Source organism: Bradyrhizobium sp. ORS 285 (assembly GCF_900176205.1).
Lineage (GTDB): Bacteria > Pseudomonadota > Alphaproteobacteria > Rhizobiales > Xanthobacteraceae > Bradyrhizobium.
On sequence record NZ_LT859959.1, the window covers coordinates 4,098,476 to 4,124,559 of the forward strand.

The 26,084-nt window shown below is 65.1% G+C and carries 25 protein-coding genes and 1 tRNA gene; 12 read left to right on the plus strand and 14 right to left on the minus strand.

The features are described from left to right. Positions 1–192: 192 nt before the first annotated feature. The 8 genes from BRAD285_RS18480 to BRAD285_RS18515 all read left to right on the plus strand — a co-directional run bounded on the left by BRAD285_RS18480 (position 193) and on the right by BRAD285_RS18515 (position 10,285). Positions 193–1,302: a BMP family ABC transporter substrate-binding protein gene (locus BRAD285_RS18480; protein WP_006612801.1), complete on the plus strand. Its 1,110-nt coding sequence runs from the start codon at positions 193–195 to the stop codon at positions 1,300–1,302. Then, entirely contained in the window at positions 1,299–2,408 is a 1,110-nt protein-coding gene (locus BRAD285_RS18485) for an ABC transporter permease (protein ID WP_006612800.1), read from the plus strand. The genes BRAD285_RS18480 and BRAD285_RS18485 overlap by 4 nt, the downstream gene beginning before the upstream one ends. A gap of 3 nt (positions 2,409–2,411) precedes the next feature. Continuing rightward, complete coding sequence (locus BRAD285_RS18490; RefSeq protein ID WP_006612799.1) at positions 2,412–3,338, plus strand: ABC transporter permease; 927 nt, start codon at positions 2,412–2,414, stop codon at positions 3,336–3,338. Positions 3,339–3,537: 199 nt separating this feature from the next. Then, complete coding sequence (locus BRAD285_RS18495) at positions 3,538–4,221, plus strand: cysteine hydrolase family protein (protein ID WP_006612798.1); 684 nt, start codon at positions 3,538–3,540, stop codon at positions 4,219–4,221. 50 nt (positions 4,222–4,271) lie between these two features. Then, positions 4,272–5,747, plus strand: coding sequence for an ABC transporter ATP-binding protein (locus tag BRAD285_RS18500; protein ID WP_085962830.1), 1,476 nt, complete (start codon positions 4,272–4,274; stop codon positions 5,745–5,747). 458 nt (positions 5,748–6,205) lie between these two features. Continuing rightward, complete coding sequence (locus BRAD285_RS18505) at positions 6,206–7,762, plus strand: oleate hydratase (protein ID WP_006612796.1); 1,557 nt, start codon at positions 6,206–6,208, stop codon at positions 7,760–7,762. A gap of 32 nt (positions 7,763–7,794) precedes the next feature. Then, positions 7,795–8,604: a hypothetical protein gene (locus BRAD285_RS18510; RefSeq protein ID WP_035646981.1), complete on the plus strand. Its 810-nt coding sequence runs from the start codon at positions 7,795–7,797 to the stop codon at positions 8,602–8,604. A 121-nt stretch (positions 8,605–8,725) separates the two neighbouring features. Beyond that, a complete protein-coding gene (locus BRAD285_RS18515; RefSeq protein ID WP_006612794.1) occupies positions 8,726–10,285 on the plus strand; it encodes an oleate hydratase in 1,560 nt (519 codons plus the stop codon). Positions 10,286–10,752: 467 nt separating this feature from the next. Here the strand turns inward: BRAD285_RS18515 and BRAD285_RS18520 are convergent, their stop codons facing one another. From BRAD285_RS18520 to BRAD285_RS18570, 11 genes are all read right to left on the minus strand, one after another. Further along, complete coding sequence (locus tag BRAD285_RS18520) at positions 10,753–11,634, minus strand: GyrI-like domain-containing protein (RefSeq protein WP_006612792.1); 882 nt, start codon at positions 11,632–11,634, stop codon at positions 10,753–10,755. Positions 11,635–11,750: 116 nt separating this feature from the next. Beyond that, on the minus strand, positions 11,751–12,626 hold the full coding sequence (locus BRAD285_RS18525; protein ID WP_006612791.1) for a methyltransferase domain-containing protein: 876 nt from the start codon (positions 12,624–12,626) through the stop codon (positions 11,751–11,753). Positions 12,627–12,745: 119 nt separating this feature from the next. Then, positions 12,746–12,958, minus strand: coding sequence for a hypothetical protein (locus BRAD285_RS18530; RefSeq protein ID WP_035646978.1), 213 nt, complete (start codon positions 12,956–12,958; stop codon positions 12,746–12,748). Between the two features lie 9 nt (positions 12,959–12,967). After that, a complete protein-coding gene (locus BRAD285_RS18535; RefSeq protein ID WP_006612790.1) occupies positions 12,968–13,174 on the minus strand; it encodes a hypothetical protein in 207 nt (68 codons plus the stop codon). A 209-nt stretch (positions 13,175–13,383) separates the two neighbouring features. Further along, positions 13,384–13,461: transfer RNA gene (locus tag BRAD285_RS18540), tRNA-Pro, on the minus strand. 104 nt (positions 13,462–13,565) lie between these two features. Further along, the gene (locus BRAD285_RS18545; RefSeq protein ID WP_035646976.1) at positions 13,566–14,129 is read right to left on the minus strand and encodes a MerR family transcriptional regulator; all 564 of its coding nucleotides are present in this window, start codon (positions 14,127–14,129) and stop codon (positions 13,566–13,568) included. 110 nt (positions 14,130–14,239) lie between these two features. Next, positions 14,240–14,599 carry an integration host factor subunit alpha gene (locus BRAD285_RS18550; RefSeq protein WP_006612788.1) on the minus strand — a complete coding sequence of 120 codons (360 nt, stop codon included), beginning with the start codon at positions 14,597–14,599 and terminating at the stop codon, positions 14,240–14,242. A 135-nt stretch (positions 14,600–14,734) separates the two neighbouring features. After that, positions 14,735–15,709 carry a beta-ketoacyl-ACP synthase III gene (locus tag BRAD285_RS18555; protein WP_006612787.1) on the minus strand — a complete coding sequence of 325 codons (975 nt, stop codon included), beginning with the start codon at positions 15,707–15,709 and terminating at the stop codon, positions 14,735–14,737. Then, positions 15,706–16,767 (minus strand): phosphate acyltransferase PlsX, encoded by a 1,062-nt coding sequence (gene plsX / locus BRAD285_RS18560; RefSeq protein WP_006612786.1) that lies wholly within the window; start codon positions 16,765–16,767, stop codon positions 15,706–15,708. Before plsX ends, BRAD285_RS18555 begins: the two co-directional genes overlap by 4 nt. A gap of 316 nt (positions 16,768–17,083) precedes the next feature. Further along, positions 17,084–17,707 carry a DUF177 domain-containing protein gene (locus BRAD285_RS18565; protein WP_006612785.1) on the minus strand — a complete coding sequence of 208 codons (624 nt, stop codon included), beginning with the start codon at positions 17,705–17,707 and terminating at the stop codon, positions 17,084–17,086. A gap of 5 nt (positions 17,708–17,712) precedes the next feature. Then, on the minus strand, positions 17,713–18,249 hold the full coding sequence (locus BRAD285_RS18570; RefSeq protein ID WP_006612784.1) for a ubiquinol-cytochrome C chaperone family protein: 537 nt from the start codon (positions 18,247–18,249) through the stop codon (positions 17,713–17,715). A gap of 130 nt (positions 18,250–18,379) precedes the next feature. Here BRAD285_RS18570 and BRAD285_RS18575 point away from each other — a divergent pair, with 130 nt between their 5' ends. The 4 genes from BRAD285_RS18575 (at position 18,380) to BRAD285_RS18590 (ending at position 22,044) form a co-directional block, all read left to right on the plus strand. Then, positions 18,380–18,841 carry an outer membrane protein assembly factor BamE gene (locus BRAD285_RS18575; protein WP_006612783.1) on the plus strand — a complete coding sequence of 154 codons (462 nt, stop codon included), beginning with the start codon at positions 18,380–18,382 and terminating at the stop codon, positions 18,839–18,841. A 156-nt stretch (positions 18,842–18,997) separates the two neighbouring features. Beyond that, positions 18,998–20,005, plus strand: a complete 1,008-nt coding sequence (locus BRAD285_RS18580; RefSeq protein ID WP_006612782.1) for a tripartite tricarboxylate transporter substrate binding protein — start codon at positions 18,998–19,000, stop codon at positions 20,003–20,005. A 205-nt stretch (positions 20,006–20,210) separates the two neighbouring features. Beyond that, positions 20,211–21,293, plus strand: a complete 1,083-nt coding sequence (locus BRAD285_RS18585) for a DUF2336 domain-containing protein (protein WP_006612781.1) — start codon at positions 20,211–20,213, stop codon at positions 21,291–21,293. A gap of 178 nt (positions 21,294–21,471) precedes the next feature. Further along, positions 21,472–22,044: an STM3941 family protein gene (locus BRAD285_RS18590; RefSeq protein WP_139020645.1), complete on the plus strand. Its 573-nt coding sequence runs from the start codon at positions 21,472–21,474 to the stop codon at positions 22,042–22,044. A 95-nt stretch (positions 22,045–22,139) separates the two neighbouring features. Here the strand turns inward: BRAD285_RS18590 and BRAD285_RS18595 are convergent, their stop codons facing one another. From BRAD285_RS18595 to nusB, 3 genes are all read right to left on the minus strand, one after another. Further along, positions 22,140–24,260 carry a sodium-translocating pyrophosphatase gene (locus tag BRAD285_RS18595; RefSeq protein ID WP_006612779.1) on the minus strand — a complete coding sequence of 707 codons (2,121 nt, stop codon included), beginning with the start codon at positions 24,258–24,260 and terminating at the stop codon, positions 22,140–22,142. Between the two features lie 204 nt (positions 24,261–24,464). Further along, positions 24,465–25,466: a thiamine-phosphate kinase gene (thiL, locus tag BRAD285_RS18600; RefSeq protein WP_006612778.1), complete on the minus strand. Its 1,002-nt coding sequence runs from the start codon at positions 25,464–25,466 to the stop codon at positions 24,465–24,467. A gap of 104 nt (positions 25,467–25,570) precedes the next feature. Beyond that, positions 25,571–26,083 carry a transcription antitermination factor NusB gene (gene nusB, locus BRAD285_RS18605; RefSeq protein WP_006612777.1) on the minus strand — a complete coding sequence of 171 codons (513 nt, stop codon included), beginning with the start codon at positions 26,081–26,083 and terminating at the stop codon, positions 25,571–25,573. Position 26,084: the final 1 nt, after the last annotated feature.

Here is a 26,084-nt window from a genome sequence, read left to right on the forward strand (position 1 = left end):
AGGCGAAAATTTGCTCACGCCGCTCGTTGCCCACATTGGAAGCAATCTTAAAGCTAAGTGACTTCAGTAGCTTAGCTCCTCTGCCCGACCGAAAGTCCCTGGCACGAAGCTTGCGATCTCCCTTTCCGAGGCGGCGCCGCGACGGTGAAGCCGAGAGGCGCGGGCGCGACAGCCCGCCGAGGGAGCACACCAATGGACTTTGGCAGGATTTCACGACGGCATCTGTTGCAGGGTGGCGCGGCGCTGACGCTCGGCGCAGCCGCGGGCCTGCGGCCGGCCTTCGCAGCCGATACGACGATCGGCTTCATCTATGTCGGCTCGCGCGACGACTACGGCTACAACCAGGCGCATGCGCAGGGCGCGGCCGCACTGAAGAAGCTGCCCGGGCTGAAGGTCATCGAAGAGGAGAAGGTGCCGGAGACCGACGCGGTCGAGAAGACGATCGAGTCGATGATCAATCTGGACGGCGCCAGCCTGCTGTTCCCGACCTCGTTCGGCTACTACAATCCGCACATGATCAAGATGGCCAACAAGTACCCGAAGCTGCGCTTCGAGCACTGCGGCGGCCTGTGGAGCGAGAAGGATCCGAAGAACGCCGGGTCCTATTTCGGCTACATCGACGAGGCGCAATATCTGTCCGGCATCGTCGCGGGCTACACCAGCAAGAGCGGCAAGCTCGGCTTCGTCGCCGCAAAGCCGATCCCGCAGGTGCTGCGCAATATCAACGCCTTCACCCTCGGCGCGCAGCTCGCCAATCCCAAGGCGACCACGCAGGTGATCTTCACCGGCGACTGGTCGATGCCGGTCAAGGAGGCCGAGGCCACCAACAGCCTGATCGACCAGGGTGTCGACGTGCTGACCTGCCATGTCGACGGTCCGAAGACGATGGTCGAGAACGCGGCGCGCCGCGGCGCCTTCGTGACCGGCTATCACGTCAACCAGTCGCCGCTGGCGCCGAAGGCGTATCTGACCGGCGCCGAGTGGAATTGGGAAGCGCTGTATCCGAAGTTCGTCAAGATGCTGGCGGCCGGTGAGAGCATTCCGAACTTCTATCGCGGCGGACTCAAGGAAGAGCTGGTGAAGGTGTCGCCCTACGGCGAGGCCGTCTCGGAGCAGGCGCGCAAGCATGCCGACGAGATCAAGGCCAAATTCCTCGGCGACGGCTATACGATCTTCAAGGGCCCGATCAAGGACAACAAGGGCAACACGGTGATCACCGCGGGCACCGAGCGCGGCCAGAAAGATCCCGAGCTCGAGAAGATGGACTATCTGGTCGAGGGCGTGATCGGAGCGACGTCGTGACAACAGAGGCGGCCGATACGGTTGATGCGGCCGCCATCGCGCCGGCCGCCGACGCAGGTTTTCTGCAACGCTACGGCGCGAGCATTGAGTACATATTGATCCCGGGCGCGGCGCTGGTCGCCGCGCTCCTGGTATTTGGTGGGTTCGTGGCGCTGTTCGGCAAGAACCCGCTCGATCTCTATTGGTACATGTATTACGGCGCGTTCGGCACCTGGTTCTCCTGGCAGAACACGCTGAGCCGCGCCGCGCCGCTGATCCTGACCGCGCTGTGCACCGCCCTGCCCGCGCAATTGGGCATGGTGATCATCGGCGGCGAAGGCGCGCTCTTGATCGGCGCGCTGTCGGCGACGTCGGTCGCGCTGGCGCTGCAGGGCATGCCGCCGCTCGTCGTTCAGGTCGCGATGGTGATCGCCGGCATGACCGGCGGCGGATTGTGGATTTTGCTGTCGGGTGGACTGCGCCAGTATCGCGGAGTGAATGAGACGATCTCCAGCCTGCTGCTGGTCTACATTGCGCTCGCCATCCTCAACCATCTCGTCGAAGGCGTGATGCGCGATCCGGCGAGCCTCAACAAGCCGTCGACGCGCGAGATCGGCGCCGCCAACATGATCGGCACCATCCCCGGCACCGACGTGCATTGGGGCCTGGTGTTCGGGCTAATCCTGGCGATCGCGTCCTACGTGCTGATCTATCACACCACCTTCGGCTTCGCCGCGCGCGTCGCCGGCGGCAACATCCGCGCCGCCAAGATCGTCGGCCTCTCCGTCGGCAAGCTGATCCTGACCGTGTGCTTCCTCGCCGGTGCCTGTGCCGGCCTCGCCGGCATGGTCGAGGTTGCCGCCGTGCAGGGCCGCACTAATGCCAACCTCGCGGTCGGCTACGGCTTCACCGGCATTCTCGTGGCGTTCCTGGCGCGGCAAAATCCGCTGGCGATCGTCCCCGTGGCGATCCTGCTCGGCGGCATCAATGCCTCCGGTGGCCTGTTGCAGCGCCGGCTCGGCCTGCCCGATGCCTCCGTGCTGGTGCTGCAAGGGATCATCTTCATCTCGGTGCTGGCGAGCGACGCGCTCTACGGGCGCATCGGGTTTCTGAAAGGAAAGTCCTGAGCCATGGCTGACGGCAATATCGGGCTCTGGACGGTCCCGCTCGCGGTGCTCGGCGGCGCCATCCGCGTCTCCACGCCCTTCCTGTTCGTCAGTCTCGGCGAATGCATCACCGAGCGCTCGGGCCGCATCAATCTCGGCCTGGAGGGCACGCTGGTGATGGGCGCGATGAGCGCCTATGGCATCTCCTATCTCTCGGGCTCGCCTTGGCTCGGCGTGCTCGCCGCCGGCCTCACCGGAGCGCTATTAGGCGCGCTGCATGCCGGCATCTGCTCGCTGCCGCGCGTCAACGACGTCGCGGTGGGAATCTCCTTGATGCTGTTCGGCACCGGCCTCGCCTTCTTCCTCGGCAAGCCGCTGATCGAGCCGACCGCGGCGCGGCTGCCGGCGATCGATTTCGGCTGGTGGAGCGACGTGCCGCAGGTGCGCGCCGCGCTGCGCATCAACGTGCTGTTCCTGATCGGCGTCATCCTCGCGCCAATCCTGTTCTGGGCATTCAAGACCACGCGCTGGGGTCTCCTCATCCGCACCGCCGGCGAGAGCGCCGATGCGGCGCGCGCGATGGGGCATTCGGTGCTGGCGATCCGGCTCCGCGCCACCATGGCCGGCGGCTTTCTCGCCGGCATCGGCGGCTCGTTCCTGTCGCTGTTCTATCCCGGCAGTTGGAACGAAGGACTCTCCTCGGGCCAAGGCATCACCGCGGTCGCGCTCGTCATCTTCGCGCGCTGGGATCCGATGCTGTGCCTGTGGGCCTCGCTCGCCTTCGGCGGTGCTGCCGCGCTTGGACCTGCGCTGCAATCGGTCGGCGTCACCTCCGGCTATCATCTGTTCAACGCCGCGCCCTACATCCTGACGCTTCTCATCATGGTCATCACCTGCTCGCCGAAGCGCACCCTCAGCGGCGCGCCGGCCGAGCTGTCCATCACCCGATGATGAAAGCCGGCGATGCGAAGGACGTTGAAGCAGCTAATCTTCGCGCGGCCATCCTTCGAGACGGCCGCCTGCGGCGGCCTCCTCAGGATGAGGAGTCTTTGCGCGGCGACCGGCCAACCAAACCCTCATGGTGAGGAGCGTCGCCCTTGCGACGCGTCTCGAACCATGAGGCCCCAGACGATTTGACGGGAGTTTGACCATGACCCAGCGCACCATCCGCTCCGAGCCCTATGCCTGGCCGTACAACGGCGATCTGCGTCCTGAGAACACGGCGCTGATCGTGATCGACATGCAGACCGATTTCTGCGGCGTCGGCGGCTATGTCGACAAGATGGGTTATGACCTCTCACTGACCCGCGCGCCGATCGAGCCAATCAAGAAGCTGCTCGCCGTGATGCGCGCGCAGGGCTTTTGCATCATCCACACCCGCGAGGGCCACCGCACCGATCTCTCCGACCTGCCCGCCAACAAGCGCTGGCGCTCGCAGCAGATCGGCGCGGGCATCGGCGATCCCGGCCCGTGCGGCCGCATCCTGGTGCGCGGCGAACCGGGCTGGGAGATCATTCCGGATCTCGCGCCCCTGCCCGGCGAGATCATCATCGACAAGCCCGGCAAGGGCTCGTTCTGCGCCACCGACCTCGAGCTGATCCTGCGCCTCAAGGGCATCCAGAACATCGTGCTGACCGGCATCACCACCGATGTCTGCGTCCACACCACGATGCGCGAGGGCAACGACCGCGGCTTCGAATGCGTGCTGCTGTCGGACTGCTGCGGCGCCACCGACAAAGGCAATCACGACCACGCGCTGAAGATGATCAAGATGCAGGGCGGCGTGTTCGGCGCGGTCGCGACCTCCTCCGCGCTGATCGAGGCGCTGTCGTGATCGGCGACGATCCGACGCCCTCGGACGCGTTCGGCGTCGAGGCCATCGCGATGACGATGCGCTTCGGCGCGTTCACCGCGCTCGACAATGTCGAGCTGAAGGTGCGTCCCGGCTCGTTCCACGCACTGCTCGGCGAGAACGGCGCCGGCAAGTCGACGCTGGTCAAATGCATCATGGGCTACTATCGCCCGACCGAGGGAGACGTGCTGATCGCCGAACGCGCGCGCGCCATCGGCAATCCCAAGGACGCCCACGCGCTCGGCCTCGGCATGGTCTATCAGCACTTCACGCTGGTGCCGGCGATGACGGTCGCGGAGAATTTGGTGCTGGCGCGCGACGACGTGCCTGCCGTGGTCAATTGGGCCAAAGAAAAGCAGGAGCTGCAGGCGTTCCTGTCGCGTATGCCGTTCCGTGTGCCGCTCGATGCCAAGGTCTCGGACATCTCCGCCGGCGAGCGGCAGAAATGCGAGATCCTCAAGCAGCTCTATCTCAAGCGCCGCTTCCTGATCCTGGACGAGCCGACCTCGGTGCTGACGCCCGGCGAGGCCGACGAGGTGCTGGGCATGCTGCGCAAGATGGTCGAGGCCGGCGAGCTGACCATCCTGATGATCACCCACAAGTTCCGCGAAGTGATGGCGTTTGCCGACGAGGTCACCATTCTCCGCCGAGGCAAGCTCGCGGGCCGGGGCAAGGTCTCCGAGCTGACACCCGATGACATGGCGCGGATGATGATCGGCGCCGAGCAGCTCACGGTGCAGCCGTCGCGCACCGGCGAGGCCGGGAAAGTCCGGCTCGAGGTCGAGAAGCTGGTCGCGCGCGACGATGCGGGCGGGCTCGCCGTGCACGATCTGTCGCTCACCGTGCGCGCCGGGGAGATCGTCGGCATCGCCGGCGTCTCCGGTAATGGCCAGCGCCAGCTGGTCGAGGTGCTGGCCGGCCAAGGCGAGGCCGAAAGCGGCGCGGTCAAGGTGTCGGGCGCGCCCTATTCCGCCACGCGCGAGGAGATGCGCCGGCACAAGATGTCGCTGCTGCCCGAGGAGCCGCTGAAGAATGCCTGTGTCGGCGGCATGAGCGTCGCCGACAACATCGCGCTGCGGGAGTTCGACCGCGCCCCGTTCGCCAGCGGCGGCTGGTGGCTCAACAAATCGGCGTTCCGCAAGGACGCGACCAGCAAGATCAACCGCTACAAGATCAAGACCCGCACGCCGGACACGCCGATCTCGGCGCTGTCAGGCGGCAACGTGCAGCGCGCGGTGCTGGCGCGCGAGCTCGGCCATGACGTCGAGGTCCTGATCGCCGCCAATCCCTGCTTCGGCCTCGACTTCGCGGCGGTCGCGCAGATCCACGCCGAGATCATGGCCGCCCGCAACCGCGGCGCCGCGGTGCTCTTGGTCAGCGAGGACCTCGATGAGCTGCTGGAGCTGTCGGACCGTCTGGTGGTGATGTTCCACGGTCAGCTGGTCTACGAGACCCGCGCCGACGAAGCCGATCTGACGGAGATCGGCCGGCACATGGCGGGGCATTGAGGACGTGGTCCGTAGCTATGTAAATCGACGCCTCAGCCTTTCAGACTGCTATTGGCGTAGCTCGCTCGTTGCCCGTCATTGCGAGCACAGAGCGTAGGGTGGGCAAAGGCGCCCTGCTCCGCTGCATCGACGCACGATGCTGCTGCGGCGCCGTGCCCACCATTCTCGACCGAGGGACCGCGGTGGGCACGGCGCGCGATGGACCATGTCCGATCAACAGCATCGTGGGCGCGCCTTTGCCCACCCTACGCCTCGTCGCGGTGAGCGCAGCGAGACTGCCCGACGCGAATGTCGGGACATTGCGCCGCACCTGGACAAACGACCTCAAGCTGTTGACGACTAATTCATCCCGCTGCGGTAACATGACCTTCGGCAGGCTTTGTTACGGCCAGTGGTTCGCGGCGCCTGCCGGCATTTTTCCTATTTTGTTTCAAACCTTTAAATCGCAGGTCGGCATCATGAAGGCCTATTTCATCGGCGGTGGCATCGGCTCACTTTCAGGCGCAGCATTCATGATCCGGGACGGCGGCGTGCCCGGACAGAGCATCACCATCTTCGAGAAGCGGCTCTACGGCGGCAGCCTGGACGGCGCCCGGTTGCCGGACGGCTCCTACTCGATGCGCGGCGGGCGGATGCTCACCACCACGCAGTACGAATGCACCTGGGATCTGTTGTCGACCATCCCGAGCGCCTCGCAGCCCTCGGAGGACATCCTCAGCGAAACCGAGATGTTCAACAAGCTGCACGTCACGCATGCGCAGGCGCGGCTGGTCGATCGCAACCGGCACAAGGTCGACGTCTCCACCATGGGCTTCTCGATGCAGGACCGCATTGAGATGACCAGGCTCACCGAAACCTCCGAGGACAAGCTCGGCAATTCGCTGATCTCGGACTGGCTGTCGCCGCCGTTCTTCACCACGAATTTCTGGCTGATGTGGCAGACGGCGTTCGCCTTCCAGCCGTGGCACAGCGCGGTCGAGTTCAGGCGCTACATGCGCCGCTTCATGAACGAATTCCCGACGATGAATACGCTCGGCGGGGTCAAGCGCACGGTCTACAATCAGAACGACTCGATCGTGAAGCCGCTGATGCGCTGGCTCGAGGACCACGGCGTCAACTTCGTCGGCGGCGCCGATGTCACGGACATCGCGCTCTCGACGGAGAACGGCCGGCATCGCGCCACGCGCCTCGACCTGGTGCAGGACGGCGTGAGCCGCAGCATCGATCTCGCCGCCGATGACCTCGTGTTCTACACGGCCGGCTCGATGACAGACGCGACCAGCCTCGGCAGCCACCACAGCCCGCCGAAGCAGCTGACCAAGGACGACAGCCACGGTTGGGACCTATGGGAGAAGCTCGCTGCCGGCCGGCCCGAATTCGGCAATCCCGCGGTCTTCAACTCCAACATCCCGGAGTCGAGCTTCGAGTCGTTCACGGTGACCTGCCGGAACGCGCGCTTTTTCGATGCGATGCAGGCCTTCAGCGGCAACGTCGCCGGCACCGGCGCCCTCGTGTCCTTTAAGGATTCGAACTGGCTTCTGTCGATCGTGCTGTACGCCCAGCCGTATTTTCCGGACCAGCCTGAAGCCATCCAGATCTTCTGGGGCTATGGTCTCTATCCCGATCGCGTCGGCAATTTCGTGCCCAAGCCGATGTCCGAATGCAGCGGCGCGGAGATCCTGAAGGAGCTGTGCGGGCACCTGCGCTTCCCGCTCACGGTGTTCGACGACGCCACCTGCGTGCCGTGCTGGATGCCCTACATCATGAGCGAGTTCATGCCGCGCAACCCGGGCGACCGGCCATTGCCGGTGCCGCCGACCTCGCAAAACCTCGCTCTCCTCGGCCAGTTCGTCGAGCTGCCGGAGGATGCCGTGTTCACCATCGAATATTCGGTGCGCGGGGCCATGCACGCGGTCTATCAACTCATGAACATCGACCGCGCCATTCCGCCTGTGACGCCTTACGACAAATCGTTGAAGGTGCTATTGCAGGCAGCGGTGAAATCATTCGCTTGAACCACTGTCTCACAGTGAAGGCCCGATTGGACATGCGTGCCCTGCTGATTGTTCTCTGCCTGGTTCCCGGAATTGCATTCGCAAAACCTGTCAAGACCGAGCTGTTCGGTCACACCATCGAGATCAAGGAAGTCCCGCCCGACGATGACGACCAGCTGTTCGTCGACGGCAAGCTGCTCCTGACGAAGCACATCATCGATCTCGACAACAACGGCCGGATCGGTGCCACCGATTTCGTGATCGGCTCGAGCAGCGACGGCGGCAACGCGTGCGACGAATCGCCCTTCGTGCTCCGGTTCACGGCGAACCAGCCCGTTCGCCTGGACGGGCCGCTCAATAACTGCGCGATGGTGAAACAGACGATCGAGCCCGATCGGATCGTGTTCGAGACGGCGCCCAGGTCGACACTCCGCGGGCACCGTTGGACATGGACGGCGAACGGATTCGGTCCGGTCGAGGACTTGAAATTCCAGACCGCCGCCAAGGGATGGGACGCGCTGAGCCGCGGTGCCATCTACAAGACGGAGGAGCTCCTGGGATACGCCGAGCTGGCCAAGGCTCTCAAGGCGGCAGTGTCGAGCGCCCGATATCCTGATCTCCAATGGACCCTGAGCGGGCTGGGGAAGGTCCGCTACGACGGCAAGATCTTCATCGGCGAAGCCTGCCAATTGCATAACTGTAGCACCACCGCGGCGCTGGTGGTGATGGATGCTGCGAAGAAGCGGGTCGCGGTGGCGATGCGCTACAATGACAAGCCGCTCCTGATCGTGCCGGCGGATGCGAAATGGCCCGCGGAGGCCCAGAAGGACTTGGAGAAATGGCGCCGCGACAATGTGCGCTAACGTCGCAGCGCCGCGCGCGAGATCGTGATCACGGCGCCTGCGCGAGTTGACCTGGATCAGTTCCGCCCCTTCCTCCAGTCGCTAAGCCCCGGATCGTCAATGACGATCCGGGTGAACCATCATGAAAGCGTACTTCATCGGCAGTGGCATCGGCGCCCTTGCCGGAGCGGCATTCCTGATCCGCGACGGCGGTGTCGCGGGAAGCAACATCAGCATTTTCGAGAAGAACCTCCCATTCGGCGGCAGCCTCGACGGCACGCAATTGCCGGACGGCTCATTCTCGCTGCGCGGCGGCCGCATGCTGACCACCGATCATTACGAATGCACGTGGGACCTGCTCTCGACGATCCCCGGCGCCAGCGATCCGAACCGCACGGTGCGCGACGAGACCATTGCCTTCAACAAGGACCATGTCGCGCACTCTCAGGCACGCCTCGTCGACCGCAACCGGCACAAGGTCGACGTCTCGACGATGGGCTTCTCGATGCAGGACCGGCTCGAGCTCGTCAGGCTGACGGAAGCCTCCGAGGAGAAGCTCGGCAATTCCCGCATCACCGACTGGCTGTCGCCGCCGTTCTTCACGACGAACTTCTGGTTCATGTGGCAGACGACCTTCGCCTTCCAGCCCTGGCACAGCGCGGTCGAGTTCAAGCGTTACCTGCATCGCTTCATGAACGAATTTCCGCGCATCGAGACGCTCGCCGGCGTCAAGCGTACCGTGTTCAATCAGTACGATGCGATCGTGGTGCCGCTGGTGAAATGGCTGGAAGGCCGTGGCGTGACGTTCGAGGGCGATGTCGACGTCACCGACATCGCGCTCGCGACCGAAGCGGGCAAGCATGTCGTCAAGCAGCTCACGCTCGATCGCAACGGCAAGACCGAGATACTCGCCGTGTCCGCGGACGATCTCGTGTTCTTCCAGAACGGCTCGATGACCGATGCCACCAGCCTCGGCTCGCAAGATGCGGCGCCGCCGCGCCTCACCAAGCGCGAGAGCAAGGGTTGGACATTGTGGGAGAAGATCGCGCAAGGCCGGCCCGAGTTCGGCAATCCCGCCGCGTTCAACTCCTCGATTCCGGAATCCTGCTGGGAGTCGTTCACCGTCACCTGCCGCAACGCGCGCTTCTTCGATGCAATGGAGGCGTTCAGCGGCAACAAGGCGGGCACCGGCGGCCTCGTCACCTTCACCGACTCCAACTGGCTGATGTCGATCGTGCTGTATCACCAGCCGCATTTCGTCGGTCAGCCGAAGGACGTGCAGGTGTTCTGGGGCTACGCGCTGCATCCCGACCGGATCGGCAATTTCGTGCCGAAGGCGATGGCCGATTGCAGCGGCGCCGAGATCTTGAAGGAGCTTTGCGGCCACCTCAACTTCGAGCTCGCGGTGTTCGACAATGCGAGCTGCGTGCCCTGCCGCCTGCCCTACATCACCAGCATGTTCATGCCGCGCCACAAGAGCGACCGGCCGCTGCCAGTGCCGGCGAATTCAAAGAATCTCGCCTTCGTCAGCCAGTTCGTCGAAATCCCCGACGATGTCGTGTTCACGGTGGAATATTCGGTGCGCGCGGCGCAGATGGCGGTCTATCAGCTGCTCGGCATCACCCGGGCCATCCCGCCGATCACGCGCCACGACAAGTCTTTCCGCGTGCTGATCGAAACCGTGGAAAAGGCGTTCGCCTAGTCGGCACACCCGAAGCAAGCGCGCCCGGATCATCTGACCCGGGCGCGCTTGACCTGATAGGCGCAGCTGCGCCTATGCACATTAGCGTGCGTTGCTAGTAACCCAGCAACGCCAGACCGATCCAGCTCACGGCAAACAGCGAAGCCACCGAACTCGCGGCCGCAATCACCGATAACGACACCTTCAAAGCTTTGAGGACCATACGCGCCTCCGCAAAAAGCTGCTCCCGAGGATGAACCCCGGCGCCCGATTAAAATTTCCTGAAAAGCGGCTCTCGACCGAGCCGACCATCAGGTTGGTGCGCGCATGCGCGCAAAGGTTCAATGCCAGGGTGTGACCGCCCGGCGCTTACGGCAACAACGCCGGCAGGTGCCGGGGCGTTCCGTCAGCGGAACTGGAACCCTTCGAAGCGCGTGGCGGAAACACGGCTGCCTTGAGGATTCTTCGTGCGCGCCCGAGCGGAGCCCTCACTTGAGCGGCAGGAACAGGTCCGCGATCGTCTCGTGCTCCGGAACTTCGGGGAATAGGCTCAAGCGCTGGCAGTAGATCGGGAAGTCACGCGCCTCCTCGCCGCTGGCCGGAAGCCAGTCTCGATACAGGTACAGTGCAGGCGGCTCCAGATTGTGGCTGTTGCCGACCACGCGGATCACGGCGCAGCGTCCTCCAGGGATCTCGCCGGCCTTGATGTCAAAGCCGAGCGCCGCGATTGGCCGATCGGTGCCGACGCAGAGGTCCACGCTGTAGTCGACAGGCGATGCGGGACGCCGCTCGGAGCGCCACACCGTGAAGGTCGGGTTCGTCTTGGGATGAAGGCCCGCCGCCTTGCGCCAGGCGATGAAGCGCTGGATCGTGGCGCCGAGTAACGCTGGATCGCCACGATGCTCCATGATCGCCACCGGTGTCGGCGGCACATCGCGAATCGTCACGTCGTCAGGAATGAAGGTCGTCCGCATCAGCTTGCTCCTCGCGTCGTCGAGAGGCCCGAAGGCCGCAAGCCACGGCTCCCAATCGGGAGACTTCCGGAACGATGACGGCGATTGCCCGAACCTCTGTCGAAAGGCGCGGGCAAAAGCGTCCGGCGCATCATAGCCGGCGTCCATTGCGACATCGGTGACCGTGTGGGCATCGCTATAGGCCAGCTGGTAGGACGCGCGCTTCATGCGGGCGAGCTGGATGTAGCGATGCACCGAGAGACCGAAGGTCGCCGTGAACTGCCGGTGGAAATGATACTTCGAATAGGCCGCGATGCTGCTCAGGGCGTCCAGATCGAGATCATCGTCCAGATGCCGGTCGATATGATCCAGCACCCGTTGCATCCGGGCGTGGTAGTTTCTCAGCGCCGCTGTCATCGTTCCCTGCTCCGTGGCAGCCGCAACTAAGCGCGCCGGCAGCGGATGCGCTCGACCGATCTTGCGCTTTGTCGCGCGGCTGGTCCTGGCGCGGACTGCTCCGACCGTAGCGCGCGTTACGGATCGACGGCGGTCACGATCCAGAACGAGGCGGGCACCATCACGCCCTGCCCCTTGGCATGGCGCGCGAGCGCCTTCCTCACCGCCGCTGTCGCGGCTTGCAGTGGCTCGGCCGGCTGACCGGCGACGGCGCGGCTGGCAGGACCGATCGCGAGCGCCGTCTGCACCGCGGCATCGAGGCCCCCGCCGGCGCCGAGATCGAGCGTGACATCGCAACGCTCCAGCCGGACTCGGCGCAAGCCAGCATCGGTCATCACCTTCTCGACCCAGTCGGGCGGGCCGAAGGCGAAATCATCCGGCGCATGCGGCCGCAAGCCCGGCAGCTTGGGCACGTGGTCATAGGCCGCCTGTAGCGGCTCCAGCGCCCAGGGGTTGTCACGCAGCTCGCCCCAGCAGGCGAAGGCGACGCGGCCTTCCGAGCGCAGGGCATTGCGGATGTTGAGCACGGCGCGCACGGGATCGGCGAAGTACATCACCCCTAAGCGCGAGATCACGAGATCGGCGCTCGCCGCCTTGAAGTGATGCACCATGGCATCGCCCTGCACGAAGCTGACCGGCGCCTCGGCCGGCGCGAGCTCATGCGCTGATGTGAGCATCGAAGCGGAGACGTCGAGGCCGAGCACGCTGCCGCCGGAGCCGACCTTCTCCGCCGCGGCGATCAGGGTCGCGCCGCAGCCACAGCCGATGTCGAGCACTCGCTCGCTCGGCTGGATCGCAGCCCGCTCCAGCAGTGCCTCCTGCACCGGCGCCAGCATCGCGTCGATCTCCGCGCGCCGCGCCACCCAGCGCGCCCCGCCCGTCCCGTTCCAGAAGGCGATCTGCTCGGCGTTCTCAAAATGGCCAAAGGAGGTGTCGACGACGGCGGCGTCCATGTGGGAACTCGGAGCATTATTCAAAAACAAAAGCGAACTCCGGCGCCGAACGGGCGCCGGGAGCCCCAGGCGGGGAGTTTAGGCGGCAGCCGGCGCGTTGAAAAGCCGGCGCGACGCGCTCACGAGGCAACGTCGCGCTCACGCGCGTCCTCACCATCATGGTTCTGCCGATGAGCCAGGACCTCCGACCGCAGCATGGCGCTTTCGAGCATGGTCAGGCGCAGCCGGTCACGCAGCGGCCCGAACTCCTCATGCAGGAGCCGGCGCTCCTGCCGGATCGTGGCGCTCTCTTCGATCGCGAGCTGGGCGCGGGCGAACAGAGGGTCCATCATCCACCATGCTCACGCCGGAGGGGTGTCGCCGCCGCCGTTTTCCCCCCCAGCGTCGCTCGGCGTTGCCTCGCTCGGGAATGGCTCGTAGCTCTTTCGTCCCAGAAACGTGTCCGGCCGATTCTGTTTCAGAAGCTCGAGGGACTCCGCCAAAGCCTTCCGGACACCCTCGATGGTCTCGGAATCGATCTTCAATGGAAAATAGACGTACTTCCGCATCGCGGCGCGCTCCCCTGATCATGCAGGCGGGAGCGCGATCGGTCTCTCAGCCCCCAGCGCCTACGGGCAGAGCCTCAGCCGGGAATGGTGGACAATAGCGCGGAACGGGGGTGGTTCCAAACTGAAACCTACTGCGGTCGCGAAATGGCGCTGGCGGATGATGCGTGCCTCAAGAGGAGGCCTGGTCAACAGATGAAAAGCGGGAAAAATGGTCGGAGCGGCGGGATTCGAACCCACGACCCCTAGTCCCCCAGACTAGTGCGCTAACCGGGCTGCGCCACGCTCCGATGGCCGATCCTGTAGCCGCGATTGGGATGGGATGCAAGGTCGGGCGGGCGGGTTTCGTGGGGCGACGGATGGAGCGGAGGCTTAGAAGCTCCCGCCCGGCGCGTCAGACCTCTTTCATCGCCCTGTCGAGCAGGGCGCGGCAGTCGAGCAGCTCCTTGAGCACGCCTTCGAGCTTTTCGCGCTCCTCCGGCTTCATGCCGGCGCGGGTGGGTGGGCCGACGCGGAAGGTGTCGAGGATGTCATCCTCGGTGTCGACGAAGCGGAAATCGATGCCTTCCTCCTCGGAGGCCTCCTCCTCTTCATCCTCCGATTCGACCTCGGCCTCGCCGATCGGCCCCTCTTCCATCATGGCCTGGCCGAGGGTTTCCTCGAGCGCGCCGAAGGAGACCGCGGCGGAGCTGTCGGCCAGCCCCTGCACCGACTTGACGCCGTGCTCCTTCAGGATCCGCTGCACGCCCTTGATCGTGTAGCCTTCGCTGTAGAGCAGACGGCGGATGCCCTTGAGCAGATCGACGTCGTCGGGCCGGTAATAGCGCCGGCCCCCGCTTCGCTTCATCGGCTTGATCTGGGCGAACCGCGTCTCCCAAAACCGCAGCACGTGCTGCGGAATGTCGAGCTCCTGCGCGACCTCGCTGATCGTCCGAAACGCATCCGGCGCCTTGTCCAAATGCCCGTTCCCCTTCGATCGTGCTGACAAGATGTGACGCTAGGCTACGCTGACAAATGACGCTTTTGGCCTGCCCGTCGGACCGGGCCCGCTCTGGGCCGGGCCCGAGGCTACTCGGTCTCGGCGCTGAACTCGGAGGCAGCCGCCTCGCCGTTCATCTTGCCGTTGGACTGCTGGCCGTTGATGCGCTGCTTGAGGATCGCGGACGGCTTGAACACCATCACCCGCCGCGGCGAGATCGGCACTTCGGTGCCGGTCTTCGGGTTACGTCCGATGCGCTGACCCTTCTTGCGCACCATGAACGACCCGAACGACGACAGCTTGACCGTCTCCCCACGCTCAAGGCAGTCGGTGATCTCCTTCAAGACCAGCTCGACGAAGGCGGACGACTCCGTCCGCGACAGGCCCACCTTCTGGTAGACTGCCTCGCACAGATCAACCCGTGTAACTGTTTTTCCGGTTCCCGCCATCGCCTGCCCCAAACTCACGGCGAATAATTCGGTCCGGAAATTAAGAGGTTAAGCGGCGATGGTCAACAGCAGCGTGAACGGAACTGCAGGGCTAAGCGTCAATCGCCCCAGCTAAATCTCGTGGGGCGGAATGGCTCACCAGCGCACCAGGGCCGAGCCCCAGGTAAATCCGCCGCCCATCGCCTCCAACAGAACGAGGTCGCCCTTCTTGATCCGGCCGTCCTTGACCGCGACATCGAGCGCCAGCGGGATCGACGCGGCCGAGGTATTGCCGTGCCGATCGACCGTCAGCACCACCTTTTCCGGCGCGATGTGCAGCTTGTGGGCGGAGGCGTCGATGATTCGCTTGTTGGCCTGATGCGGCACGAACCAGTCGATGGTCTCGGCCGACTGGCCGGTGGCTTCGAAGGCATCGACGATCACGTCGGTGATCATGCCGACTGCGTGCTTGAACACCTCGCGGCCCTCCATGCGGAGATGGCCGACGGTCTGGGTCGAGGACGGGCCGCCATCGACATAGAGCTTGGACTTGTGCCGGCCGTCGGAGCGCAGATGCGTGGTCAGCACGCCGCGATCGGCGGAGGTCCCGTCCTGCTTCTGAGCATCCAGCACCAGCGCGCCGGCGCCGTCGCCGAACAGCACGCAGGTGGTGCGGTCATTCCAGTCGAGGATGCGCGAGAAGGTCTCGGCGCCGATCACCAGCGCGCGCTTGAACGCGCCGCTGCGCAGGAAATTGTCGGCGGTCGCGAGCGCAAAGACGAAGCCCGAGCACACCGCCTGCAGATCGAAAGCGGCGCCGTGGTGGATGCCGAGCCCGTTCTGCACGGCGACTGCGGTCGCCGGAAAGGTATTGTCCGGCGTCGAGGTGCCCAGCACGATCAGGTCGATCGACTGCGGATCGACATCGGCATGGGCGAGCGCCGCGCGGGCGGCATTGATCGCGAGGTGAGAGGTGAACTCGCCGTCGGCTGCGACATGGCGCTCACGGATACCGGTGCGCTGGACGATCCATTCGTCCGAGGTCTCGATGCGGCTTGCCAGCTCGGCATTGGTCACGACCCGCTGCGGGAGATAGGAGCCACAGCCGAGCACGACCGAACGAATTGTCACGAGACAGCCTCCTGGGCGACTGGTTCGGACGCCAATGCGCCGCCGTCGCGATTGAGTGTTTGAGTGATCTTGGTCAGGAGATCGCAGCGGGCCATCTCATAGCCAACCCTGACGGCCGAGGCAAAGCCCTCGGCATCGGTGCCGCCATGGCTCTTGACCACGATGCCCTTGAGCCCGAGCACCACGCTGCCATTGGAGCGGCGTGGATCGAGCCGGGCGCGCAGCGCTGCGAAAGCGCCGCGGGCAAACAAATAGCCGATCCGGGCCATGACGCTCGCCTGGATCGCGCCGCGCAGGAATTCGGTGACTTGGCGGGCCGTGCCCTCGGCCGCCTTCAGCGCGATATTGCCGCTGAAGCCTTCGGTCACGACCACGTCAGCGGCGCCCTTGCCGATACCGTCGCCCTCGACGAAGCCGATATAGTCGAGCTGCGGCAGGTTCATGGCGCGCAGCTGCTCGGCCGCCTCGCGAATCTCCTCGTGGCCTTTCATCTCCTCGACACCGATGTTGAGGAGCCCGACGGTCGGCTTGGGCTTGCCGAACAACACGCTCGCCAGCGCGCTGCCCATGACCGACAGCGCCACGAGATGATGCGCATCGCCGCCGATGGTCGCGCCGAGATCGAGCACCACCGATTCGCCGCGTGTCGTCGGCCAGATCGCCGCCAGCGCCGGCCGATCAATGCCATCCAGCGTGCGCAGGCAGAAGCGGGCCATCGCGACCAGCGCGCCGGTGTTGCCGGCGGACACCGCGACATCCGCCTCGCCCTTCTTCACCGCCTCGATGGCAAGCCACATCGACGAGGTCTTGCGTCCGCGCCGCAGCGCCTGGCTCGGCTTGTCGTCATTGCTGACGGCGACATCGGTGTGGATGACGCGCGAGACCGCCTTCAACCGCGGGTGCTGGTCGAGCTGGGCGGCGATTTTGCCACTGTCACCGAACAGCAGGAATTCCGCATCGGGATGGCGGCTGAGCGCGATCGCGGCACCGGGTATGACGACGGACGCGCCGAAATCCCCGCCCATGGCGTCCAGCGCGATTCGAACCTTTTGAGGCATGACGTCCCGGAAACCTGATCCTGATCTCGTCTCGGCCGTGTCGAGCTTGGCCGTCTTGTTGTGGTCGTGAGAGGCCCCGCACTGCCAAAGGGCAGTCCCAGGACCGGCTGAGCGGCTTGGTCACCCTCCGACCCGGGCGCGACAATAGCGTCTCTCCGTGTCGAAACAACCTCCCGGCCCGATGCCATTTTGCAACCATTGCTGTCCTGGCACTCCCGAAGAAAGCGCAGATTGACTTTCAAGAACAGTCACTTGCGCTCATTTTCGAAGCTTTCCGGCCAGGATCGGCCGGCATCCCATTGTCGGGAGTAACGTCTCAATCCTCGCTCGCCTTCTTCGGCCCGCCCTTGCGCGGGGGCGCGTCCGCACGCGCTTGGAGCGACTTCAGCGCGGCAAAGGGGTGGTCCTCCGGAGACGTCGCCTCCGCCGGCTGTTCGAACACGGCGCCCGGCTTGCGCGGATAGGGATCGATGGCCAGGAACAGCGCGTCGGCCGCGAGGCGGCCGAGGTCGATCTGGCCGTTGATGATCGGCTCCGGCGGGTCTGCGGTGTCGACATCGCTGTTCGGATCATCCTCGACGAAGTCGGCCAGCTCCGGAATCTGCTCCGGTGGGGCAAACATTTGATCGATCGGCTCATCGATCTCGGTCTCGATCGGATCGAGGGTGACGACACAGGTCTGGCCGATGCGGGCGCGCACCCGACCCTCGACATGCACCTTGCCGTCGCGCTTCTCCACCAGGTCGAAAGAGGCATGGGCGGAGAGCACCTCGCGCAGTTCGCCGATCTCGGCCAGCGCGGCCAGCGCGGCCGCATCCGCCTCGATCTCGCGATGCAGTCCGGCCTCGGGGATCTGCGCCACGATCACCGGCGCCGCGCGCCAAGGGTCTTTGGCGGGGTCGCGCGTCGTCTCGCGGGATATGTCTCTGTCTCTGCTCATGTCGCTCAGTCCTGCTGCACCGGGCGCGGAAAGCTCCAGGCCGCGCCGAGCAGCTTGTTGTCGTCGAGCGCAGCGAGTTGCGCGGCCACCCGTCCGGCATAGGCAGCGAGGCCGGCCGCGCTGTCCGGATGCTCTCCGTTCAAGATATTCTTCCGCAAGGCGTCCGCCAGTTGGGCGTCGCTCTCCGACCAGGCGAGGTCATAGGCCGCGGTGCGGCCATAGAACGCCTCGCCGAATTTCTGCATCCGCTTCGGAACGGTGAGGTCGCCCACGCCCATCTCGCGGAGATTGTCGTCCATGTCGTCGCAGAACCGATCGAACAGCGCCTGTGACAGGCCCGCCCCCACCCCGCGCAGCCGGCGCAGCACCAGCCAGAGGTGCAGAATCAACAGATCGAACCGTCCCTCGACCGTGTCAGGGACATTTAAGTGTCTATAAAACAACGGTTCTCGGGTTTGCGCCACGATCATGCCATAGATCGGCTCGATGGTCCCGCGCGGGGACGGTCGCAACTTCCTGAGATGGTTGAATGGCCAGAGCATGAAGGTTCCGCGGCTTGAGTTTCCGTGACCCGGTGCGGGGGCATGTTGCAATCCGCTGCTTTGCCCGGTACGTCAACGCCCTGCCCGACGCAAGGGGACGGGATCCGATCTGAAGAAGATGACCCAGACAATGCGAATGACTGCCCGCCTGCTCAACCATGGCCTCAGCACCCGTCTGCGCACCGCCGGCGCCATCGCGCTGACCTGCCTCGCGCTGGCCGCCTGCACCGGCGAGCAGTTCCAGAAGGGCTACATCATGCCGCCTGGCGCGCTCGAGCAGATTCCGATCGGGGCCAGCCAGGATCAGGTGCTGATCGTGATGGGCACGCCCTCCACGGTCGCGACGCTCGACGGCGAGGTGTTCTATTACATCTCCCAGCGCGCCGAGCGCACGGTCGCCTTCATGAACCAGAAGGTGGTGGATCAGCGCGTGGTCGCGATCTATTTCGACAAGAACCGCCAGGTCCGACGGCTTGCCAATTACGGCATGAAGGACGGCAAGATCTTCGACTTTGTCAGCCGCACCACGCCGACATCAGGCCAGGAGCTCAGCTACCTGACGCCGCTGTTCAAGCTGCTCAGCTTCAACTGATCGCCATCCGATCGCCACCGCCCGGAATATGATTCCGGGCGACGGCAGGAATTGGCTTGGCTGCGCTGATTGGCGCAGCGCATGGACGTTTCCCGTGCTTGCTCTGGCGGCGCAATCGTCCCTACCCTCCCACACAACAAAAGCTGGGAGGAATCATTGGCTCATCGCATCGCGCTGTCGCGCCGCAAGCTGCTGTCCGGCGCTGCCGCGCTGTCGACCGCCGCCATTCTGCCGCGCACGAGCTTCGCCGACTGGCGCCCGACCGAAACGGTGAAGCTGATCGTGCCGGCTGCCCCAGGCGGCAGCACCGATGTGATGGGCCGGCTATTGGCCGCGCATCTGCAGACGGCTTGGGGACAATCCGCCGTGGTCGAGAACCGCTCCGGCGGCGGCGGCACCATCGGCACCGCCGAGGTCGCGCGCAACACCAAGGGCGACGGCTACACCATCCTGATCGGCAATCCCGGGCCCAACGCGATCGCCTATTCGATCTTCCGCAACCTCGCCTACAAGCCGGATCAGTTGCAGGCGGTGTCGAACATGATCCGCATCCCGAACATCGTCTCGGCACATCCCTCGACCGGCATCAAATCGATCCCGGAGCTGATCGCGTACCTGAAGGCCAATCCCGACAAGCTGAACTACGGCTCGTCCGGCGTCGGCCAGAGCCCGCATCTCACCGGCGCCTGGTTCCTGCAGCTCACGGGCCTGAAGATGACGCATATCCCGTTCCGCGGCGCCGGCCCTGCCTTGCAAGCCGCACTCGCCGGCGACATCCAGATCCTGTTCGACAATCTGTTTCCATCGCTGCCGCAAATCCAGGACGGCAAGCTGACCGGGCTCTGCGTGACGACGCCGGAGCGCAGCGCCAACGCGCAGGAACTGCCGACGATGCGCGAGAGCGCGCCGGAGCTCGCCAAGTTCGACGTATCGTCCTGGTTCGGCGTGTTCCTGCCCAAGGCCTGCCCGCCCGAGATCGTCAATGCCCTCAACCTGCAGGTCAAGGCGCTGCTGGAGCGCGAGGACATCCGAAAGAACATCGCCGCGATGGGCGCTCGGGGCGATTACGGCACACCGCAGCAGTTCGGCGATTTCGTCCAGGCGGAGACCACGAAATTCGCCGCCATCATCCAGAAGGAAGGCCTGCAGATGGATGTGCAGTGACCGGCGGCCGATCCGGCCGGCGGCGGAGTATTGCGATAGGGCTCGCGGTGTAACGGCACCTTAAGCGAGATGGTGCGATAGATGGCGGCCGCGTGTCTTTGATCTGGTTGCAAGATACCGTCAGCGGATGCCGGGTCGAGCCTATGGAGGCCTGACCTGATCCCGGGGGGCAGGCAGCGGCAACGTCCATCCCGTGAGCCGTGCCTTGCCCAACAAAGTCCTGCATCAGCTCGAAGACATCCTCGCCAGCCGCTATGTCTCGCGGCGCGCTGAAATCCTGGAGCGCGTGACCGACCTGTTCGTCGTCGGGTCGGGCAAGTTCAACGAAGAGCATGTCGACCTGTTCGACCACGTGCTGTTCAAGCTGCTCGACAACGTCGCCGTCGCGGCACGCGCGGAGCTCGGCACCCGGCTCGCGGTGCTGCCGGACGCGCCGCCGCGCCTGATCAAGCTGCTTGCGAGCGACGAGACGATCGCGGTCGCCGGCCCCGTGCTGCGTCAGAGCGAGCGGCTCGACGAGCAGACGCTGGTCGCCACAGCGCAGGCCCGCGGCCAGGAGCATCTGCTGGCCATTTCCGGCCGCAAGATCCTGACGGAAGCGATCACCGACGTCCTGGTCGACCGCGGCGACCAGGCGGTGGTCGCCAACACCGCCAATAATGACGGCGCACGCTTCTCCGATCACGGCTTCTCCGGCCTCGTGACGAAGGCCTCGGACGATCCGGGATTGGCGATGAAGCTCTGGAGCCGACCCGACAGTCCACGCGAAGTGCTGGTCCGCCTGTTCGTCGAAGCTTCCGATGCCGTGCGCAACCAGCTCGCCTCGGCCGACAGCGCCCGCTCGGAGATCGTCGAACTCGCGGTCGCCCAAGCGTCGGACCATCTGCAGGCCGCGGCACGGACGCGCTCGCCCGACTTCGCCAATGCCAAGGCCTATGTCGAGCAGTTGCACGCCACCGGCCAGCTGCAGGAGGCGCAGCTGCATGGCTTCGCCAAGGAAGGCAGCTTCGACAAGGTCACGCTGGCGTTGTCATTGCTATGCAAGCTGCCGCTCGACATCGTCGAGCGTGCCTTCGCGCGCAAGCAGCCCGACCAGCTCCTGGTGCTCGCCAAGGCGCTCGATTTGTCCTGGGTCACCACAACGACGCTGCTGTTCATGCAGGCCCATGTCAGCGGCAGCGCCCGCCCGCAGCTCGACCAGCATCTGGCAAGCTTCACCCAGATGCAGCCGCGCATGGCGCAGAGCACGTTGCAGAGCTATCGGACACAGCAGCGCGCGGCGGAGTAGCGGGCCGCGCGCGCAACCTCGCGGACACCACCTGCCACTGACGCCACATTGCTATCATGATGGCTGCACTGGACACGCGAACTGAGATGCTATCCTCTGACCAAGTCAGCAGATGCCGCAAGCGCAATGTGGATTAGTCCGACACTTCAGTATTTCGTAAGCCGACCGGATCTGGATGATGACGATCGATACCAACGGCGAGTTCAAGGTCGAAGCTTCGCCGTTAAAACTGCTCCGTGCAGCCCTCATCGGAGCTGTCGTTTCGGCCATCTGCATCGGGGTGGCGCTCGGCTGGTTTGACAACGTTCAGCCCGGCAGCTTCAGGGAGTTCGTCTGCTATGTCGGCGCGGTGTTCTTCCCGCTCCTCACCTTGAGAGCGCTGTGGCGGGCATTCGCAACGCCGGGGCCTGTTCTGATCCTTTCGCGCGAAGGAATCCAGGATCTTAGGCTGGCTGCCGAACTGATCCCCTGGGATGCCATTCAAGACATTGCAGTCCGGGGCGCGGGCCGGAGCCGATCGATCATGCTCAGTATCGACCCGGCGGTCGAGACCAAGCTCACCTTCAACACAATCCTTCGTTGGACAAGGACGGCCGACCGGGCCTTCGGCATGAACGGCCTGTCCGTCAGAGCAGGCGATCTCAAGATCGGATTTGACGAACTCCTTGCAGCGACTCTGGCGTTTGCCCGTGCAGGTCAATCACACGATGCCGCGTCGCGAAGGTTCAGCGCCTTCCAAGCCATCCGATAGAGCGGCGGGTCGGCCATATCGTCCCGCGCCACGGACTGAAAAAGCCCGCGGATGTGATCCGCGGGCTTTTCCGATCAGCAGTTTAATCGACTGCCTCAGTGCGCCAGGATCGCCAGCAGCAGCAGGGCCACGATGTTGGTGATCTTGATCATCGGGTTCACGGCGGGGCCCGCAGTGTCCTTGTAGGGATCGCCGACAGTGTCACCGGTGACGGCCGCCTTGTGGGCATCGGAGCCCTTGCCGCCGAAGTGACCGTCCTCGATGTACTTCTTGGCGTTGTCCCAGGCGCCGCCGCCTGAGGTCATCGAGATCGCGACGAAGAGACCGGTGACGATGACCCCGAGCAGCATGGCGCCGACGGCGGAGAACGCCGCCGATTTTCCGGCCGCGCCACCGCCCGCGATCGCGTAGATCAGGAAGTAGACCACGATCGGCGACAGCACCGGCAGCAGCGAGGGGATGATCATTTCCTTGATCGCCGCCTTGGTCAGCAGGTCGACCGCCTTGCCGTAGTCAGGCTTGTCGGTGCCCTGCATGATGCCCGGCTTCTCGCGGAACTGGCGGCGCACCTCCTCGACGATCGCGCCGGCGGCGCGGCCAACCGCGGTCATGCCCATCGCGCCGAACAGATACGGCAGCAGGCCGCCAAACAAGAGGCCGACCACGACGTAGGGGTTGTTCAGCGAGAAGTCCGGCTTGATGCCCGCGAAGTAAGGATGCTTCGCGGAGTCGGCGATGAAGAACTGCAGGTCCTGGTTATAGGCCGCGAACAGCACCAGTGCGCCCAGACCGGCGGAGCCGATCGCGTAGCCCTTGGTGACGGCCTTGGTGGTGTTGCCGACGGCGTCGAGCGCGTCGGTGGACTTGCGGACCTCCTTGGGCAGGCCGGCCATTTCGGCAATGCCGCCGGCATTGTCGGTGACCGGACCGAAGGCATCGAGGGCGACGATCATGCCGGCCAGGGCCAGCATCGTGGTGGTCGCGATCGCGATGCCGAACAGGCCGGCGAGGCTGTAGGTCACCAGGATGCCGGCGATGATCACGATCGCGGGCAGCGCGGTCGACTCCATCGAGATGGCGAGGCCCTGGATCACGTTGGTGCCATGGCCGGTGACCGAGGCCGACGCGATCGACTTCACCGGGCGGAAGTCGGTGCCGGTGTAGTATTCGGTGATCCAGATGATGAGGCCGGTGACGATGAGGCCGACGACGCCGCAGACGAACAACGCGGAGCCGCTGTAGTCGACGCCGTCGAGCTTGCCGAAGCCGATCAGCCATCCGATCGCCAAAGCGACGCCGGCGAGCGACAGCACGCCGGTCGCGATCAGGCCCTTGTAGAGCGCGCCCATGATCGACTGGCTGGCGCCGAGCTTGACGAAGAAGGTGCCGGCGATCGAGGTGATGATGCAGATGCCGCCGATGGCGAGCGGCAAGGTCATCATGTTGGTCAGCAGCGACGACTTGGCGAAGAAGATCGCGGCCAGCACCATCGTGGCGACGGCAGTCACCGCGTAGGTTTCGAACAGGTCGGCGGCCATGCCGGCGCAGTCGCCGACATTGTCGCCGACATTGTCGGCGATGGTCGCGGGGTTGCGCGGATCATCTTCCGGGATGCCGGCTTCGACCTTCCCGACGAGGTCACCGCCCACGTCGGCGCCCTTGGTGAAGATGCCGCCGCCGAGACGGGCGAAGATCGAGATCAGCGAGGCGCCGAAGCCGAGCGCGACCAGTGCGTCGATCACGGTGCGGCTGTCGGGCGCGAGCTTCATGAAGCCGGTGAGGATGCCGAAGTAGATGGTGACGCCGAGCAGCGCGAGGCCGGCGACCAGCAGACCCGTGATGGCGCCAGCCTTGAACGCGAGCTCGAGGCCGCCGGCGAGCGAGGTGGTCGCCGCCTGCGCGGTCCGCACGTTGGCGCGCACAGAGACGTTCATGCCGATGAAGCCGGCCGCGCCGGAGAGGATTGCACCGATCGCAAAACCGATCGCGACGAGCATGCCGAGGAAATAAGCAAGGAGCACGAAGATCACGACGCCGACGATTCCGATCGTCGTATATTGGCGGCGAAGATAGGCCTGCGCGCCTTCACGCACGGCCGCCGCGATTTCCTGCATGCGCGCATTGCCGGCGTCCGCGCTGAGCACCGATTGTGTGGCCCAGATCGCATAGACGATCGACAGCGCTCCGCAGAGCACGATCACCCATAAAGCTGACATTTAGTTTCCTCGGCTCTTTGCTTTTTTGAACTACGTCACGCCGCGATGGTGCGACGCACGCCCCCTTGTCAGGCCGCTCCGGGCGGAGCCGCCTCGAACATCATGAAGCTTGCCAAAATCGCCATGATGACGCAACGCCGCGACACCTGAACCGCTCCAAATTCAGACGCTTCTTTGGTCGCATTGTGCGGCTGCGAATGGGTGTCAGAAGTGGCTGTAGGACAGGCGTTTCAAGCTGATTGGACGGCCCTGACCGTCAAGGAAGCGGGGCGCGTGCGAGCCTTCGACGATGGCGCCGATCTCCGTCACGGCAATGCCGGCCACGTTAGCTGCAGCGCAGAATGAGTCGCATTGCGCTGCGGGAACCGTGCAGAGGATCTCGTAGTCGTCGCCGCCGGAGATCAGAGTTTCAAGTTCAAGCGATCCCGCAGCAACAAGCTTGCCGGCTGCTGATGAGATCGGAACGTGTGACAGAGTGATGTCGGCGCTTACGGAAGAGGCAGCACAAAGCTTGGTCAGGTCGCCTGCGAGACCATCTGAGACGTCCATCGACGCTGTCGCGTAGTCCCTCACGGCAATGGCCAGCGGAATGCGCGGCTGCGGCACGCGATAGCGGCCGACCAGCATGTCGCGTGCGGCGGCATCGCCTTGCAACGCGCCCGCCTCCGCTCTGCCCTGAAGGATACGCAGGCCGACCGCGGCATCGCCGATCGAGCCGGTGACCATGACCCGGTCGCCCGGCCGTGCGCCGAAGCGATGCACCATGCGGCCCCGGGGCACCCGGCCCCACGCCGTGACCGAGATCATCACGGGGCCTGGCGTCGACACGGTATCGCCGCCGACCAGCGGGCAGCCGAACGCGGTGGCGTCCTCGCCGAGGCCGCGGGCGAAGGCGGCGAGCCAGGCCTCGTCCTTTTGCCGCAATGCGAGCGTCAGCAGGAAGCCGGCGGGGATCGCGCCCTTTGCGGCGAGATCGGACAGATTCACCCGGAGCGCCTTGCGCGCGATCGTGTCGGGCGGATCGTCGGGAAGATAGTGGACGCCCTCGACGATGGCGTCGGTGTTGACGACGAGGTCGTCGGCTCCGGCCGGGATGATGGCGGCGTCATCGACGAGGCCGAAGGCGCCGGGGTCGGTGGCGAGCGGCTTGAAGTAGCGGGCGATGAGGGAATCTTCGCCGGATGGGACGTCTGGGCTGCCCGACATTCTGCGATCCTGCTCCCCCGCGTCGTCATTGCGAGCGCAGCGAAGCAATCCAGAGTCCCGCCCGCAGCCCTGGACTGCTTCGCTACGCTCGCAACGACGGAAACCTACTTCGGTCCCAGCTCGTCGCCGCGGTACTGCCGGGCGAGCTGCTCCAGCACGGCATTGACCATGCCGGTCTCGTCGCGCTCGACGAAGGCGTGGGCGATGTCGACATATTCGGAGACGACGACCTTGGCCGGCACGTCCTTGCGCCGCTCCAGCTCATAGGCGCCAGCGCGCAGCACGGCGCGCAGGATGGCGTCGATCCGCTGCAAGGGCCAGCCGCGCTCCAGCGCGGTGTCCAGCACGGGGTCAATCTTGGTCTGGTCGCGCACCACGCCGGAGACGATGTCGCGGAAGAACGCCGCTTCAGCGGGCAGATACTGCTCACCCTCGACCTCGTTGCCGAGCCAGTGGCTCTCGAACTCCGCCAGGACGTCGTTGATGCCTGCGCCGGCGATATCCATCTGGTACAGCGCCTGGACGGCGGCGAGCCGCGCGGCGCCGCGGCGGTTGGCCTTGCGGTCGGTGTTGGCGCGGATCGGGCCCTTGAACGGTCGGTTGCTGCTGTCAGCCATC